Source organism: Aquitalea aquatica, assembly GCF_013911085.1.
GTDB lineage: Bacteria > Pseudomonadota > Gammaproteobacteria > Burkholderiales > Chromobacteriaceae > Aquitalea > Aquitalea aquatica.
Genome location: NZ_JACERN010000023.1, coordinates 101262 through 117763 on the forward strand (window position 1 = coordinate 101262; position 16502 = coordinate 117763).

At 61.8% G+C, this 16502-nt stretch carries 14 protein-coding genes; 8 read left to right on the forward strand and 6 right to left on the reverse strand.

The annotated features are described in order from the left end of the window. Nucleotides 1–155: 155 nt before the first annotated feature. Nucleotides 156–731, reverse strand: a complete 576-nt coding sequence (locus tag H2Z84_RS08060; RefSeq protein WP_181835521.1) for an Rcat domain-containing protein — start codon at nt 729–731, stop codon at nt 156–158. 104 nt (nt 732–835) lie between these two features. Continuing rightward, nucleotides 836–1681 carry a D-hexose-6-phosphate mutarotase gene (locus H2Z84_RS08065; protein ID WP_181835522.1) on the reverse strand — a complete coding sequence of 282 codons (846 nt, stop codon included), beginning with the start codon at nt 1679–1681 and terminating at the stop codon, nt 836–838. 206 nt (nt 1682–1887) lie between these two features. Between H2Z84_RS08065 and hutC the strand changes: the two genes are divergently transcribed. The 8 genes from hutC to H2Z84_RS21120 all read left to right on the forward strand — a co-directional run bounded on the left by hutC (nt 1888) and on the right by H2Z84_RS21120 (nt 13212). Next, the gene (gene hutC, locus H2Z84_RS08070; RefSeq protein ID WP_199730951.1) at nt 1888–2604 is read left to right on the forward strand and encodes a histidine utilization transcriptional repressor HutC; all 717 of its coding nucleotides are present in this window, start codon (nt 1888–1890) and stop codon (nt 2602–2604) included. Nucleotides 2605–2747: 143 nt separating this feature from the next. After that, on the forward strand, nt 2748–3572 hold the full coding sequence (locus H2Z84_RS08075; protein WP_181835524.1) for an undecaprenyl-diphosphate phosphatase: 825 nt from the start codon (nt 2748–2750) through the stop codon (nt 3570–3572). A gap of 200 nt (nt 3573–3772) precedes the next feature. Next, nucleotides 3773–5023, forward strand: a complete 1251-nt coding sequence (hutI, locus tag H2Z84_RS08080) for an imidazolonepropionase (RefSeq protein ID WP_181835525.1) — start codon at nt 3773–3775, stop codon at nt 5021–5023. Continuing rightward, nucleotides 5020–5955: a formimidoylglutamase gene (gene hutG, locus H2Z84_RS08085; protein ID WP_181835526.1), complete on the forward strand. Its 936-nt coding sequence runs from the start codon at nt 5020–5022 to the stop codon at nt 5953–5955. Before hutI ends, hutG begins: the two co-directional genes overlap by 4 nt. A 169-nt stretch (nt 5956–6124) precedes the next feature. Continuing rightward, nucleotides 6125–7807, forward strand: coding sequence for a urocanate hydratase (gene hutU, locus H2Z84_RS08090; protein ID WP_181835527.1), 1683 nt, complete (start codon nt 6125–6127; stop codon nt 7805–7807). A gap of 216 nt (nt 7808–8023) precedes the next feature. Beyond that, nucleotides 8024–9556 (forward strand): histidine ammonia-lyase, encoded by a 1533-nt coding sequence (gene hutH, locus H2Z84_RS08095; RefSeq protein ID WP_181835528.1) that lies wholly within the window; start codon nt 8024–8026, stop codon nt 9554–9556. A gap of 186 nt (nt 9557–9742) precedes the next feature. Then, the gene (locus H2Z84_RS08100) at nt 9743–10921 is read left to right on the forward strand and encodes a M20 aminoacylase family protein (RefSeq protein WP_220272740.1); all 1179 of its coding nucleotides are present in this window, start codon (nt 9743–9745) and stop codon (nt 10919–10921) included. Nucleotides 10922–10971: 50 nt separating this feature from the next. After that, on the forward strand, nt 10972–13212 hold the full coding sequence (locus H2Z84_RS21120) for an MFS transporter (RefSeq protein ID WP_220272741.1): 2241 nt from the start codon (nt 10972–10974) through the stop codon (nt 13210–13212). A gap of 56 nt (nt 13213–13268) precedes the next feature. Here H2Z84_RS21120 and H2Z84_RS08115 read toward each other — a convergent pair whose 3' ends face one another. The 4 genes from H2Z84_RS08115 to H2Z84_RS08130 all read right to left on the reverse strand — a co-directional run bounded on the left by H2Z84_RS08115 (nt 13269) and on the right by H2Z84_RS08130 (nt 16428). Then, nucleotides 13269–14423 (reverse strand): SLC13 family permease, encoded by a 1155-nt coding sequence (locus H2Z84_RS08115; RefSeq protein ID WP_181835529.1) that lies wholly within the window; start codon nt 14421–14423, stop codon nt 13269–13271. A 55-nt stretch (nt 14424–14478) separates the two neighbouring features. Then, nucleotides 14479–14802 carry a superinfection immunity protein gene (locus H2Z84_RS08120; RefSeq protein WP_181835530.1) on the reverse strand — a complete coding sequence of 108 codons (324 nt, stop codon included), beginning with the start codon at nt 14800–14802 and terminating at the stop codon, nt 14479–14481. A 69-nt stretch (nt 14803–14871) separates the two neighbouring features. After that, nucleotides 14872–15453: a uracil-DNA glycosylase family protein gene (locus H2Z84_RS08125; RefSeq protein WP_181835531.1), complete on the reverse strand. Its 582-nt coding sequence runs from the start codon at nt 15451–15453 to the stop codon at nt 14872–14874. Between the two features lie 81 nt (nt 15454–15534). Beyond that, nucleotides 15535–16428 (reverse strand): DMT family transporter, encoded by an 894-nt coding sequence (locus H2Z84_RS08130; protein ID WP_181835532.1) that lies wholly within the window; start codon nt 16426–16428, stop codon nt 15535–15537. Nucleotides 16429–16502: the final 74 nt, after the last annotated feature.

Below are 16502 nucleotides of genomic sequence, written 5' to 3' on the forward strand. Positions count from 1 at the left end.
GGCGGCTTAAAACCTTGCCCAACCCACCCTAGACGGCGCGCGCCACGGGGAGTGGGGCGGCGTCGTGGCAGTCACTGCTCCTGGTTACTGATTGGTGAAGCAACAAAAAGCCCGGCAGTACCGGGCTGGATGTATCGGGCAGAGCGCTACCTTGCTCAAGCCGTAGTGGTGATTTCCTGCTGACGGTAAATCAGCTTGCCTGCCAGCAGCACTTCCTGCTCACCCAGAACAAACTGCCCCGGCGGTGCTGCACGTTCAAACACGAAGCGCCGGTCCTGGTATTCGATCCAGGCACTGATCGGCTGGTCCTGAAAGCGGCCAAGAATCTCTGGCGAGCGTGCTGCTACCTCGGCATCCGTCAGCAGAATGCCCTGCTGTGCCGGGGCGGTGTTTTCTTCCTGTACTTCCCAGTTGGCCTGGGCGACCGGCTGTGGCGTGTTGCGGGTGGCCATTTGCAGCCACATGCGATAGACCCACAAGGGCAGCAGTACGCGGTGCACCCGCTTGTCGTCGGTGATGACGCAGGCAATGGGGAAGCGGTGCTGACAGGCAGGGCAGGTACCCTGGGCTGCTAGAAACAGCTTGTCCTGCTGCAGGCTGGCCAGGCCGGCCATGTGTTCGCAACCCACCATGGCATGGCAGTGCGGGCAATGCTTGCCAAAGCGGCGTACCCGGTTGCCATTGGGAAAGGTTACCGGGAGATAACTGGAAATCGTGTTCTGTCTGGCCATTTACAAGCTGTCCACTGCGACGCCGTGCTGGCGGGATGGCGTGCAGTATACCCTGTCCGCCAGGGTGGCGGACAGGCAAGGGCCGCTGATCATGCGCGGGCTGCTCACGCCAGGCTCAGCCGGCAGCACAGGCTGTGGCTGGCCCCAGCAGCCAGCAGGCGGCTGTCTTCGCCAGCATTGGCCGCTTCGATGCAGACAAAATCCTGCCAGCCGTCATCCGGCAGGTCGGCAAGGCTTGCTGCCTTGTCCTGCCACGGGTTCCATACCACCACGCTGGCCGATCCGCTGCGGCTGATGCGCAGGCGGCGTTGCCATTGCGGGTCTTCCAGCAGCACATCGTCTTCGCTGTAGACGATGGCATCGAACTCGCCTTGCAATTGCAGCGGCTGCGGCGGCAGCCGGCTGTAACGACGGCCGACCTTGTCTTCGCACACCGCCTCTTCCAGCCCGTGCAGGCGGATACGCCGGCTGTCGCTGACCGCCAGATAGCTGTGCAGGGCCGCGCTGAAGCTTTGCTCCTGCGCGCTGTCGTTGCGGGTGTGCAGGCTGATGTCGATGTGCTCGGACAGGGTGTACTCCAGGACGACACTCAGGCCCTGCCAGTCTGGCCCCTGCAGTTTCACGTGAAACGCATCGCCTTCGCGCAGCACGGCCAGCAAGTTCCAGTTTTGCTGTCTGGCCACGCCATGGGCCGGGGCTGTGCCATCCATGGGGTGCGGGCCAAACCACGGCCAGCACACGGGCACGCCGCCTCGAATGGCACGGCCGGGCTGCAATACGGCTTGCGGCGACATATATAACCAGGGTTGCTGACCATAGGGTTGGAATGCCAGCAACTGGCCACCCAGCAAGGACAGGGTGGCGCTGCAGCTACCGCTGTCCAGTTGCAGCAGGGTGACATCGTTGCCCAGGGCTATCAGCCGGGCGCCGGAAGGCAGGTTCATGGCCATGTGGCTTCTCGTTGGCAGGAAAATGGGATGATCATAGCGCAATGGTGGGCCTTGATCTGTGGCTGAGGGTAAGCAACGCAGGGCAATGCTCTGGTCAGGGCGGTGGGAACAGGGCATGCTAGCGCACGGTGGTCTGCGCTGGATCAGTCTTTGCCCTGCCGCCGCAGTCTAGAATTCATCATCCCCCCGACTTCATGGAATACAAGGTGTCTGCCACAGCTCAACCGCGCTATCTGCGCATCAAGGAATACATTCTGGAAGGCATTCGCAAGAAGGAATTCCTGCCGGGTAACAAGATACCGCCGGAACTGGAGCTGGCCAGACAGTTTTCCGTGTCGCGCATGACGGTGAACAAGGCGGTACGCGATCTGGCCGAAGCTGGCATCCTGCTGCGCTTTGCCGGTGATGGCACTTACGTGGCCGAACGCAAGGCGGAATCGCCGCTGCTGGACATCAACAATATCGCCGCGGAAGTGGAGGCGCGTGGCCATACCCACACGGCCGACGTACATCAGCTGGAAACCATCTCTGCCGGCGAGGAAATTGCCCTGCAACTGGGAGTAAAGGTGGGCACACCAGTGTTCCATTCGATTCTGGTGCACCGCGAAGACGGCCTGCCCATCCAGCTGGAAGACCGTTACGTCAATCCGGCCTGGGCACCGGACTATATCCTGCAGGACTTCAGCCGGCGCACGCCCAATGAATACCTGATGGAGAGCTGCCCGCTGACCGATATCGAACACACGGTCGAGGCAGTGTTGCCGGATGCGCGCGAACTGGCCATGCTGGGCATCACCGCCAGTGAACCCTGCCTGCTGGTGCTGCGGCGCACCTGGTCTTACAAGAATCTGGTCACGTTTGCCCGGCTGGTCCATCCTGGCGGCCGCTACAAGCTGCGCTCGCAAAGCCGGGTCAAGAAATAAACTGCCGGTGTCGCCGGCCAGCCCGCTGGCTTGCACGGCATTGCGCCGGCCCGGTGCCGTGATTCTGTCATCCAGTTCGGCTATGCTGTCAGCGCATCCCGACACTCCGAATTTTCCCAACCACCAACACCGACTAAAACATCATGGACACCCTGCTTCTGCTCAAGGCGGCCATCCTCGGCATCGTCGAGGGGCTGACCGAGTTTCTGCCCATTTCCTCCACCGGCCACCTGATCCTGGCCGGTGAGTTGCTCAAGTTCAACGACGAGCGCGGCAAGCTGTTCGAAATCGTCATCCAGTCCGGCGCCATCCTGGCGGTGATCTGGGAATACCGTGCCCGCATCACTGCCGTGCTGGCCGGAGCCAGACATGACCGGGCCGCACAGCGCTTCCTCCTCAACCTGGCCATTGCCTTCTGTCCGGCGGCAGCCCTGGGCTTTCTGTTCAGCAAGGCCATCAAGGCCCATCTGTTCAATGCGCCGGTGGTGGCCAGCATGTTCATCATCGGTGCGCTGGTCATCATGTGGGCCGAGCGCCGCCAGCACAGCATCCGCGTACAGACAGTAGAAGAAATGACGCCGCTGGATGCGCTGAAGGTGGGTTGTGCCCAGGCTTTCGCTCTGGTGCCGGGCACTTCACGCTCCGGTGCCACCATTATCGGCGGCATGCTGTTCGGCCTGTCGCGCAAGGCAGCCACCGAGTTCTCCTTCTTCCTGGCCATTCCCACGCTGATCATCGCCTCGTTGTATTCCCTCTATAAAGACCGGGCACTGCTGGTTGCCGATGATCTGGGTATCTGGGCGGTGGGTCTGCTGTTTTCCTTTATCTCAGCCTTTTTCTGCGTGCGCTGGCTGCTACGCTTCATTTCCAGCCACAGCTTCATGGTGTTTGCCTGGTACCGCATCGTGTTCGGCATCATTGTGTTGCTGACCTGGCATTACGGTTGGGTGAACTGGGTGGATAGCTGATTCACACCGCTGCCAACAATTGACTATACAAATACTGTTGGATTTATGATGCACAAAGGGAGCCGCTGGCTCCCTTTTTTATTTTTTCAAATCATTGAATTTATTGATTATTTGCATGATATTTATCTGAGTGATGCTTAAGGTTGTTGTTGACATGACTTCGTATACGGTTTATTTGTATATACAAATCAGGAGCAGACATGACCCCCACTCACGATAGCCCGCGCAGCCTGTGGCTCAATGCCCGGCTGGCCACCATGGACACGCAGCATGCCGCCCCCTATGGCGCCCTGCATGGCCACGCCTTGGTGGTGGAAGCTGGCCGTATTGCCGCCATCCTGCCGCAGCAGCAACTGAACCCGGCCAGCTTTGATGGCGAGGTGGTGGATGTGGCCGGCCGCTGGATCACCCCCGGCTTCATCGATTGCCACACCCATCTGGTGTATGGCGGCAACCGCGCTGCCGAGTGGGAAAAGCGGCTGCAAGGTGTGCCTTACCAGCAGATCGCCGCCGAAGGTGGTGGCATTGTCTCCACCGTGCGTGCCACCCGCGAGCTGGACGAGGCACAGCTGGCGGCCGCCAGCCTGCCGCGCCTGCAGGCGCTGATGGCCGAAGGGGTGACCACGGTCGAAATGAAATCCGGCTATGGCCTGAACCTGGCAGATGAGCTGAAGCAGCTGCGCGTGGCCCGGCAACTGGCGGCCAGCCAGCCGGTGGAGGTATCGCCCACCTTGCTGTCCGCCCATGCACTGCCGCCGGAATTTGCCGGCAATGCGGATGGCTATATCGAGCATGTCATCCGCGACATTCTGCCCGCCGTGGCAGTGGAACAACTGGCCGAGGCGGTGGATGTGTTCTGCGAAGGCGTGGGTTTTTCCCCGGCGCAAACCCGCCGCGTATTCGAAGCCGCGCAGCAATACGGCCTGCGGGTAAAGGGCCATGTCGAGCAGTTGTCCAATCTGCATGGTGCAGCGCTGGTGGCCGAATTCGGTGGCTTGTCCGCCGACCATATCGAATACCTGGATGAGGCCGGAGTGGACGCCATGCGCGTGGCCGGCACCGTGGCGGTGCTGCTGCCCGGCGCATTTTATTTCCTGCGCGAAACACAGAAACCGCCAGTCGAGTTGCTGCGTGCAGCCGGCGTACTGATGGCCGTATCCACCGACCTTAACCCCGGCACCAGCCCGTTTGCCTCCATCCGGCTGGCGATGAACCAAGCCTGCGTGTTGTTCGGCCTGACCCCGGAAGAGGCCATGGCCGGTACCACCCGCCATGCCGCCCAGGCGCTGGGCCGAGGCCACAGCCATGGCCGGCTGGCGGTGGGCTGCATGGCCGACCTGCTGCTGTGGGATATCGATCACCCTGCCGAAATCGTCTATGGACTCGGCGTCAATCTGCTGGCTGAACGGGTATTCCACGGTCAGCGTCCGCTCAAGGAAAACGCAAGATGAACCCGGATATGAAGTTGTGGAGCGGCCGCATCGATGCCGGCGAAGGCGAACTGGCCCGCCGCTGGCACCAGCTGGCCACGCCGTTTGCCACTGGCCTGCCGGGCGGCATCGGCATTGTCGGCTTTGCCTGTGATGAAGGCGTGCGGCGCAATCAGGGCCGTGTCGGTGCGGCGGCTGCGCCCGTGGTCATCCGCAAGGCGCTGGCCAATCTGGCCTGGCATCAGGACCGGCCATTGTGCGATATGGGCGATGTAGCCTGTGCCGATGGCGATCTGGACGCCGCCCACCTGCGGCTGGCTGCTGCAGTGGAACAACTGGCGCGTGCCGGGCATTTCCCGCTGGTGCTGGGTGGTGGCCACGAAACCGCTTACGGCACCTGGCGCGGCCTTGCCGCAGCGCATCCGGACAAGGTAATCGGCATCATCAATTTCGATGCCCATTTTGATATCCGCGAGGCGGCCGAGGCCACCTCCGGCACGCCGTTTGCGCAGATTGCCGCCGATTGTAGCAGTGCCGGCCACCCCTTCCATTACCTGTGCCTGGGGGTGGCCGAGCCATCCAATACCCAGGCGCTGTTTGCCCGCGCCGGGCAGCTGGGCGTGCAGTGGCTGCTGGACAGCGCGCTGGGCCAGGCGGGCCTGGCCAATGCGCAGCGTACTGTGCAGGACTTCATCGACCAGGTGGACATCGTCTATCTCACCATCGACCTGGATGTGCTGCCTGCCAGCGTGATGCCTGCCGTATCCGCCCCTGCCGCCATGGGCGTGGAACTGCCGGTGGTGGAAGCGCTGGTCAGCGCCATTGCCGCCAGCGGCAAGCTGGCCGGGGCGGACCTGGTAGAGCTGAACCCGCAATTCGATATCGACAGCCACGGCGCGAAGACGGCGGCCCGGCTGGCGTGGAGTATTACCCGTCATCTGGCCTCGCAGTAAGAACCGCTAACAAAACCCCCGCTCCAGCGTTGCGCCGCCTTGCCGTACTAGCTGTACTGTCTGCGGCGGCGCGCCTTGGCCCGGGTGCTCTACGAGATTTTGTTAGTGGTTCTCGGTAAGGAATTCAGGGCAGTTGCCCGACAACATGGCAGTACCAAGGAGACAACCCATGAGCGCATCACAACAAGACAGCCGTTTCGACCCGACTCGCGTCATCCGCGCCCCGCGCGGCACCGAGCTCTCCTGCAAGAGCTGGCTGACCGAAGCCGTCTACCGCATGATCCAGAACAATCTGGACGCCGAAGTGGCCGAGCATCCGCAAAGCCTGGTGGTGTATGGCGGCATTGGCCGCGCTGCCCGCAACTGGGAGTGCTACGACACCATTCTGGACGTGCTCAAGCGTCTGGAAGACGACCAGACCCTGCTGATCCAGTCCGGCAAGCCGGTGGGTGTGTTCACCACCCATGCCGACGCGCCGCGCGTGCTGATCGCCAACTCCAACCTGGTGCCGCATTGGGCCAATTGGGAACACTTCAACGAGCTGGATAAAAAGGGCCTGATGATGTACGGCCAGATGACCGCCGGCTCCTGGATCTACATCGGCTCGCAAGGCATTGTGCAAGGCACTTATGAGACATTCGTTGCCGTCGCCCGCCAGCATTTCGACGGCAAGGCGCAAGGCCGCTGGATTCTGACCGGTGGTCTGGGTGGCATGGGTGGTGCACAGCCGCTGGCCGCCACCATGGCCGGCTTCAGCATGCTGGCCGTTGAGTGTGACGAAAGCCGCATCGATTTCCGCCTGAAAACCCGTTATGTCGACCGCAAGGCCACATCGCTTGACGAGGCGCTGGCCATCATCGAAGACGCCAAGCACAGCGGCAAGGCCGTATCGGTGGGCCTGCTGGGTAATGCCGCCGACGTATTCACCGAGCTGGTGAACCGTGGCATCACCCCGGATGTGGTGACCGACCAGACCTCCGCCCACGACCCGGTGCACGGCTACCTGCCGCAAGGCTGGACGGTGGAAGAGTGGCGTGCCAAGCAGCAAAACAGCGCCGCTGAAATCACTGCAGCCGCCAAGAAATCCATGGCGGTGCAAGTACGCGCCATGCTGACCCTGCAGGAGCGCGGCGCCGCCACGCTGGACTACGGCAACAACATCCGCCAGATGGCGCTGGAAGAGGGCGTACAGAATGCCTTCGACTTCCCCGGCTTTGTCCCGGCCTATGTACGCCCGCTGTTCTGCGAAGGCATCGGCCCCTTCCGCTGGGTGGCCCTGTCCGGCGACCCGGAAGACATCTACAAGACCGACGCCAAGGTAAAAGAGCTGATCCCGGATGATCCGCACCTGCACAACTGGCTGGACATGGCGCGTGAACGCATCAGCTTCCAGGGCTTGCCGGCACGTATCTGCTGGGTGGGCCTGAAAGATCGCGCTCGTCTGGGTGCGGCCTTCAACGAAATGGTGAAGAATGGCGAGCTCAAGGCACCGATCGTGATTGGCCGCGACCATCTGGACTCCGGTTCGGTGGCTTCGCCCAACCGCGAAACCGAATCCATGCTGGATGGCTCGGATGCCGTGTCCGACTGGCCGCTGCTCAATGCCCTGCTGAACACCGCTGGCGGTGCCACCTGGGTGTCCTTGCACCATGGCGGTGGTGTGGGCATGGGCTTCTCACAGCACTCCGGCGTGGTGATCGTGTGTGACGGCAGCGACGCAGCCGCCAAGCGCGTGGGCCGCGTACTGCGCAACGACCCGGGTACTGGCGTGATGCGTCATGCCGATGCGGGCTACGACATCGCCAAGAACTGCGCTCGCGAGCAGGGCCTGGATCTGCCGATGCTGAAATAAGCCGGGTAGAGAATGCCCGATCCAGCGTTGCGCCTCCTTGCCGTACTCCGTGTACTGTCTGCGTCGGCGCGCCTTGACTGGGGCATTCTCTGTGCAGAAATCACGTCATCAGCGTTATTGCCCTGCCATCGGCGGCAGGGCATGCACGATAACAAGAACATATCCGGCCACGCCTGCGGGCGTGAGGCCAGCTAACAATCAATAGAGACTGAAACCATGAGCATTCTCAATATCGTACCGGGCCAACTGACACTGGCCGACCTGCGCCGCGTTTCACGTGAAACCGGCCTCAAGCTGCAACTGGATGCCAGCAGCCACGCCGGCATCGACGCCGCTGCCGCCACCGTGGCACGTGTGCTGTCCGAAGGGCGCACCGCCTACGGCATCAACACCGGCTTTGGTCTGCTGGCCAATACCCGCATCGCGGCGGACGAACTGGAGCTGCTGCAACGCTCCATCGTGCTGTCGCACGCCGCCGGCATTGGCGCGCCGATGGACGACTCCACCGTACGGCTGGTGATGGCGTTGAAAATCAACTCGCTGGCGCGTGGCTTCTCCGGCATCCGCCGTCAGGTGATCGAAGCCTTGGTGACACTGTTCAACCACGGCATCTACCCGGTGATTCCGCAAAAGGGTTCGGTCGGCGCCTCCGGCGACCTGGCCCCGCTGTCGCATATGAGCGCGGTGCTGATCGGCGAGGGCGAAGCCTTCGTCAATGGCCAGCGCGTACATGGCCGGGAAGCCATGCTGGCCGCTGGTCTGCAGCCTATTACCCTGGCCCCGAAAGAAGGCCTGGCCCTGCTGAACGGCACGCAAGCTTCCACCGCCTTTGCCCTGGAAGGCCTGTTTGCTGCGGAAGACCTGTTCGCCTCGGCCGTGGTGGCGGGCTCGATGTCGGTGGAAGCAGCCCAGGGCAGCCGCACCCCGTTTGATGCGCGCATCCACGCCGTGCGCGGCCATGCCGGCCAGATCGATGCCGCCAGCGCCTACCGCGCACTGCTGGAACACAGCGAAATCGAACACTCGCACGAAAACTGCGGCAAGGTGCAAGACCCGTACAGCCTGCGCTGCCAGCCGCAGGTGATGGGTGCCTGCCTGACCCAGATCCGCCACTCCGCCAGCGTGCTGGAAGTGGAAGCCAACTCGGTATCGGACAATCCGCTGGTATTCAGCGACGACAACGACATCCTGTCCGGTGGCAATTTCCACGCCGAACCGGTGGCTTTTGCTGCCGATAACCTGGCCCTGGCCATTGCCGAAATCGGCTCACTGTCCGAACGCCGCATGGCGCTGCTGATCGACAGCAACCTGTCCAAGCTGCCACCCTTCCTGGTGAATAACGGCGGGGTGAACTCCGGCTTCATGATTGCCCAGGTCACCGGCGCGGCGCTGGCTTCGGAAAACAAATCGCTGGCGCACCCGGCTTCGGTGGACAGCCTGCCGACCAGTGCCAACCAGGAAGACCATGTGTCGATGGCTACCTTTGCCGGTCGCCGCCTGCGCGACATGGCCGGTAACACGGCCGGCATTCTGGCGGTGGAACTGCTGGCAGCCTGCCAGGGCGTGGATTTCCGCGCGCCGCACAAGGCCAGCGCCAAGCTGGAAGAAGCCAAGGCCGAGCTGCGCGAACGCGTGGCCTTCTACGACAAGGACCGTTACTTCGCACCGGACATTGAACAGGCCGCCCAGTTGGTAGCCAGCGGCAGCTACAACCGCTTTGTCGCTGCCGGTTTGCTGCCGTCGCTGTAAGCGCCGGCCTGCACGCTATTAGTACCCGGTCAGGGTGACACATTGCCCGGCTATCTCACGGTAGCCGGGCTTTTTTGCGTGTGATAGCTGATGGTCGCTGATCTTGCCTGTTAGTAATGTCAGATGAATGTATATACAAAACAACATTATTGTATATGCAATCAATTTGATCTTGGTGAGGTCGTGATGAGCCAAACAGTCTTCTCCGCAGCCATCCAGCAAGCAAGGCCAGCAATGACAGCATTGCGCCAGCATTTGCATGCGCACCCTGAACTTGGCTACGCCGAATGGCAGACCAGCGCCCTGATCGCCAGCAGCTTAGAGCAATGGGGTTATCAGGTAGAACGCGGCTTGGCGGGGACTGGAATCGTTGCCACGCTCAAGCAAGGAGATGGCAGCAAAGTGTTGGGACTACGCGCCGATATGGATGCCTTGCCCATTCAGGAAGAGGCCGATCGACCACATGCCAGCCGCCAGCCGGGGGTGATGCACGCCTGCGGACATGATGGCCATTGTGCCGCCTTGCTGGCTGCTGCCCGGCTATTGGCAGCCCCGGACAGCTTCAATGGAACTTTGCGATTGATCTTCCAGCCGGCCGAAGAGTGTCAGCAATCCGGTGCCAAGGCCATGCTGGAGCAAGGGCTGTTTCAGCGCTTTCCCTGTGATGCCATCTTCGCCCTGCACAACTGGCCTGGCATCCCGGTTGGCCAGTTCGGTTTGCTGGCTGGCCCGCTGATGGCCTCCACCGATACCGTGCATATCCGTATCCATGGTCACGGGGGGCATGGTGCCATGCCGCACCAGGCGGTTGACCCCATTCTGGTTGGTGCTGCCCTTACGCTGGCCTTGCAAAGCATCGTGGCGCGCAATGTCGATCCACTTGATGTTGCCGTGGTTACCGTGGGGGCCGTGCATGCGGGCAGCCTGTCCTCGGTGATCCCGGACCTGCTGGACATGGCGCTGACTGTCAGGGCGCTGCGCCCGCAAGTCCGTGAGCTGCTGCTGGAGCGCATCCGCCAGTTGACCTTGCAGCAGGCGGCCAGCTTTGGTGCAAGCGCTGAGATCACGGTGGACCCCTGTCATTTTCCCGTTCTGGTGAATGACGCAGAGCACACGGCCTTTGCCCGCCAGGTTGTGCTGGACTGGTTGGGCGAGCAGGGTCTTTATGCTTCAGTCAAGGCGCAGACCGGCAGCGAGGACTTTGCCTTCATGCTGCAACACTGTCCCGGTTGCTATCTGCTGCTGGGCAATGGTCCGCTGGAAGGCGGCTGCATGTTGCATAACCCGGCATACGATTTCAATGACCAGGCGCTGCCGTATGCGGCGGAATACTGGCAGCGTCTGGCCATGGCCTATCTGCGCTGATTCGCGGCGCGCAAGCAAAGCTGTTGTCTGCCAAGGAAGAGAGGTCCGTAATGAATAGCCCGGTTGGCGGTGTTATCCCGTCGCTTCTGGTTTCCAGCCAGGCCAAGCAGCGGCTGATCATTGGCTGCACCATCGGCAATGCACTGGAGTTTTTCGACTTCATCGTATTCAGTTTCCTGATGCTGTTTCTGGGGCCGGTATTTTTCCCCGCGGCCAGCGAGTATGGAAAACTACTGCTGACCACGGCAACTTTTGGGGTGGGTTTTCTGATGCGTCCGATCGGCGGCATGCTGATCGGCTCCTATGCCGACCGTCATGGCCGTCGCTCGGCACTGACATTGACCCTGCTTATGATGGGCCTGGGCTGCGGCATGTTGGCTGTGGTACCAAGCTATGCCCAGATCGGTGTAGCAGCGCCCTGCATCGTGGTGCTGGCACGGCTGATACAGGGTTTTGCTGCAGGGGGCGAAGTGGGGGCATCCACCACCTTGCTGGTAGAGCAGGCTGCGCCGGCGCAGCGTGGGTTTTACGCCAGCTGGCAGCCCGGCAGCCAGAATCTGGGCGTGATGCTCGGTGCCTTGGTGGTGATGGGCTTGGTCGCCGGCTTACCGGCGCAGGACATGGCGGAATGGGGTTGGCGTATTCCCTTCTTCATCGGCATGCTCACCGCACCGGTCGGGCTATATGTGAGAAGGCATCTGGAAGAAAGCCTGACCTTGGCTCCAAGCCTGGAGTCACCGCAGCAACTGACCAGGGAGGCGGCCAAACAGCAACCACTGCGTATGGTATTCCGTCATTACCGCGTCAAGCTGCTACTTAGCGTGCTGCTTTTGCTCAGTATTGTTGTATGTACCCAGATCATTGCTTTTTACATGCCAGCCTTTGCCGCCCGTGAACTGGGCTTGCCCACCAGCATGACCTTGCTGGCCAGCGTGCTGGTGGGGGGGATCGGCTTTGTGCTGGCACCGCTGGTGGGCATGCTGTCTGATCGGGTCGGGCGCAAGCCAGTCATCTTGTGGTCGCGGCTGCTGATGTTACTGCTGATCCTGCCGTGCTATCAGTTGCTGATTCGACAGCCTACTGTTGGCAATTTACTAATTGTTATCAGTCTGCTATCCGTGTTGCTGGTGATGCAGGTAGTGCCCGGCATCACCATGCTACCCGAGCTGTTTCCCAAGGCGGTCCGCACCACGGGCATGTCCGTTGCCTATGGCTTGGGTGTCTCGGTGTTTGGTGGTTTTTCCCAATTCTTTGTCACCTGGCTAATCCAGTGGACTGCCAGCCCATACGCGCCAGCCTGGACCATGATGGTTACGGTTGCCATTTCCAGCCTGGCCTTGTTAGGCATCCGCGACCGCACCGGCGAAAGTATGGATGAACACATCGCTAGAGTGGAATGTAATCAGTCGGTCATCGCTGTAGTAACAAGCAGTGTGCTGCGGTCAATATCAGGAGCAATCATGCGATATGCACAATCAGACATCCGCCTGTCCGAGGAAACCATACAGGCCTTCCAGCGCGACGGTGCGGTCTGCATCCGGCAGTTATTCAGTCCGGCGGAGCTGGCGGCATTGGCCGAGGGCATTGCGGCCAATTTGCAGCAGCCCAGCCCACGCGCCAAGGTAGCAAGCCAGCCTGATGATCCCGGCTGGTTTTTTGAGGACTTCTGTAATTGGCAGGAGAATCCGGCTTATCGCCAGTTGATTTTCACTCCCAGACTGGGGCAGGTGGCAGCACAGCTGATGGGTTCGCAGCAGGTTCGGCTATATCACGACCATCTGCTGGTGAAGGAGCCGAATACCCGGCAAAAGACGCCGTGGCATCAGGATCAGCCTTATTACAATGTGGAAGGGCAGCAAAACTGCAGCATGTGGCTGCCAATCGACCCCATCCCACGCTCTGCCACGCTGGAATTTGTTGCCGGCTCGCATCGCGGCCCATGGTTGATGCCACGCAGCTTCATGGACAAGCAAGCCAAGTGGTTTCCTAAAGGCAGTCTGGTGGACTTGCCGGATATCGAGGCAGACCGTGAAAATTTGTCCATCTTGGGTTGGGCGCTGGAGCCGGGCGATGCGGTGTTCTTCCACATGCTGACCCTGCATGCCGCCGCTGGCGTGGGCGAGCAACGGCGGCGGGTATTTTCGGTACGCTTCTTGGGCGATGATATGCGGCATGCGCCACGCCCTTGGGTGACCTCGCCCGACTTTCCTGGGTTATGTGATGTATTGCCAGCTGGGGCTGCACTCGATCACCCCCTGTTTCCCTTGCTGTTCCCGGCCGAAGGGCGCTGAATCGTCTGATGTGCCCGGCTATCTCACGGTAGCCGGGCTTTTTTGCGTGTGCCGGTTTACCGCAGAAAGTAGCCCAGTACACCGGCCAGCAGCAGTGCCGGCAGCGAGTACAGGTGAAACTGCAGCCAGATACCGCGCTCGCCGGCCATGCGCAGGGCGATCAGATTGGCCAGCGAACCCAGCACACAGCCAAAGCCACCGGCATTCACCGCATAGGCCAGCACTTTGTAGGCGCTGCTGTATTTCACTAGCAGGATGGTGGCCGGCACATTGCTGATCAGCTGTGAGCCTAGCAGGGCGGTCAGGTATAAGCCGCTGCTATTCAATCCGGCCACGGCATCGGTCCAGTGGCGTACCAGCGGCAGCTGGGTGAGCAGGCGGATATCGACAAACATCAGCATGAACACGGCAATCAGGCTCCAGTCCACCGCCAGCAGCAGGGCCGGGCGCAGCAAGGCCACTCCCGCCACGACGGCAGCCAGCCCCCAGCCGGGGTGGCCAGACTCCAGCGCCACCACAAAACCGACATACAGCAAGGCACAGGCCGCCAGCAAACGCGGCTGGTAGCCGCCAGCATCATCATGCAATTGGGCATGAATGCGCTGGCCGGGAAACGCCAGCGCGGTGGCCAGCAGCAGCAGGGCCGTGCAGCCCAGTGCCAGTGGGGCCATCTGCCAGGTGAAGCCGGCAAAAGACAGGCCGGAGAGCTGCCACAGCAGGATGTTTTGCGGATTGCCGATAGGGGTGAGCAGGGAGCCGGCATTCACCGCCAGTGCTTCGAAGATCACCAGCCGGCCAATCGGCAGACCGGCAATGCCGCGCAGCCCCAGGGTGAGCGGCACCACGATGAACAGCGCCACATCATTGGTGAGCACGGTGGACAGCAGGGCCGACATGCTGACCAGAAACAGCGCCAGCACGCGCTCGTTTGGCAGACGGTTGATGATGAGCCGGCCCAGATGCGCCAGGTAGCCGCTTTCCTCCACGCCCTTGGTCAGCAGCAACAGGCCGGACAGGGTCAGGATGGTGGGCCAGTCTATCCAGCTGGCAAACTGGCTGCCGGCTTGCGGCTGGGGCAGCCACAACAGCACCATCAGCAGCAGCAGGATATGCAGGAGCCGGTCGCGCAGGAGCCGGTCGCGCAGGAGCCGGTCGCGCAGGAAGGGGCGCAGCAGGTGTGAAAACAGCAAGTGGGGGCTAGGCGCAGACATGGCGGCAGCTTACGGGAAGGCTGCCGCCGCTATCAAGCGCGTTGATCTGGTGGTTTTAGTCCTGCGTGCGCAGGTCGTCGCGTTTGATGGCCATGCCCATGGCGATGATCCAGGGAATCAGCAGCCAGCCACCCAGGATGTTGAGCAGGGCAATGGTTTTCAGGCGCGGGCTTTTCACCAGCCAGGCAGTAATGGTGGGGATCAGATAGGCCGGCAGCATCACCAGCACATCGCCCAGCCACATGGCGGCGGTGACAAAATCCGGCTGGTTGGTGAAAGTGCCATACAGCCACAGCAGGAAGGCAAGGGCCAGCACGATGACACACAGGCCCTTGAGCAGATCGACAGGTTTCATGGCAGACAAGGTTGGTTCGGACATGCGGCAAGAGTAATCATGCACCGGGTGGTTTGGCAAACCAGCCGGTCAAATGTGCTGCAGATAAACCCTTCAGCTAGCGATCAGCAACTGCTGCACCCGTTGCCGCAAGGCTGGCAGTACCTCGGCGGCAAACCAGGGATTGCGTTGCAGCCACAGATTATTGCGCGGGCTGGGGTGGGGCAGCGGCAAGGTATCTGGCCAGCCGGCCTGCCAGTTGCGTACGGCCTGCGTGATATTGCCGGCCCCCGGCAAATGCCAGGCCAGCGCATGTTGCCCCAGCACCAGTGTCAATTGCAGGGCGGGTAATTGCTGCAGCAAGGGGACACGCCAGTGGGCGGCACATTCTGGCCGTGGCGGCAGGTCGCCATGGGGGCCTGTACCGGGATAGCAAAATCCCATGGGCAGGATGGCTACCAGCGTGGGGTCGTAAAACTGTGTGGCATCCAGGCCCAGCCAGTCGCGCAGGCGGGCACCACTGGCATCGTCAAACGGAATCCCCGAGGCATGCACCTTGCGGCCGGGCGCCTGCCCGGCAATCAGCAGCCGGGCGGCCGGGTGCAGCTGCAATACCGGGCGCGGACCCAAGGGCAGCTGTGCCGCGCACAGCTGGCAATGGCGAACCTGATCAAGCAGCGTGATGTAGTCGGACATGTGGGGTGGCCGGTAAAGGATCCCTGCCGTTTATGCACCGCAGTGCGGGTACTGGCAAGTGGTTTGTCCGCTATCTGTGGTTCAGTGCGGGTTGCGGCCCCCCAGCTGGCTGATCAACACGCTGGCTACGATCAGCGCCGCGCCGCTGATGGCCATGATGCCCAGTTGTTCGCCGGCCAGCGCGCCCACCAGTCCGGCCCACACCGGCTCCATGGCATAGATGATGGTGGCGCGGGTGGCTGGCACGGTTTTCTGCGCCCAGTTCATGGCGATCTGGATCAGCGCGGTGGCCAGCCCCATGCCCAGCAGGCTCAGCAACAAGCCGGGCTGTGGCTGTGGTGCGGCTTCGCCGCTGATTTGCCAGCCGATGCCGGACAGCAGGGCCACGGTCAGCAATTGCACCACCGCCACCCGGCGTGGGTGGCACTGGCCGGCAAAACGTCCAACCAGGCTGATTTCCAGCGCGATCATCGCGGCACCGGCTACGGTCAGCCATTCCCCCGGGCCGAAGTTGAAATGCAGGCCGCGCGGGTCGGACAGCAGCACCAGTCCGGCAAAAGCGACAAGAATGCCCAGCCAGGCAGCCAGCCGGGGATGGCGGCGAAACAGCAACAGCTGGAAGAGTGGCACCAGCGGCACGTACAGCCCGGTGAGAAAGGCCGACTTGCTGCTGGGAATCAGCTGCAGGCCGAGAGTCTGCAGGCTGTAGCTGCCAAACAGCACACTGCCCACCAGCAGGCCGGTCAATAGTTCGGTGCGGCGGATGCCGGCCAGTTCGCGCCAGCACAGCAACATGGCAATCAGCCCGGCCACGGCAAAACGCAGGCCGACAAAGCCGAAGGGGCCGGCCCATTGCAAGGCGTTCTGCACCACCAGAAAGGTGCCGCCCCAGATCATGGTGACCACGATGAGCACCATATCGGGCAGGCGGGAGTGGCGTGGTGGCAGGCTGGCGCTGGCAGTCAGGGTAGTCATGATGGCGTGTCGTGCATTGCTGGTGGGGGATAAGTGCAATATAATGCACTTGTTATTATTTGTGCAATATATTG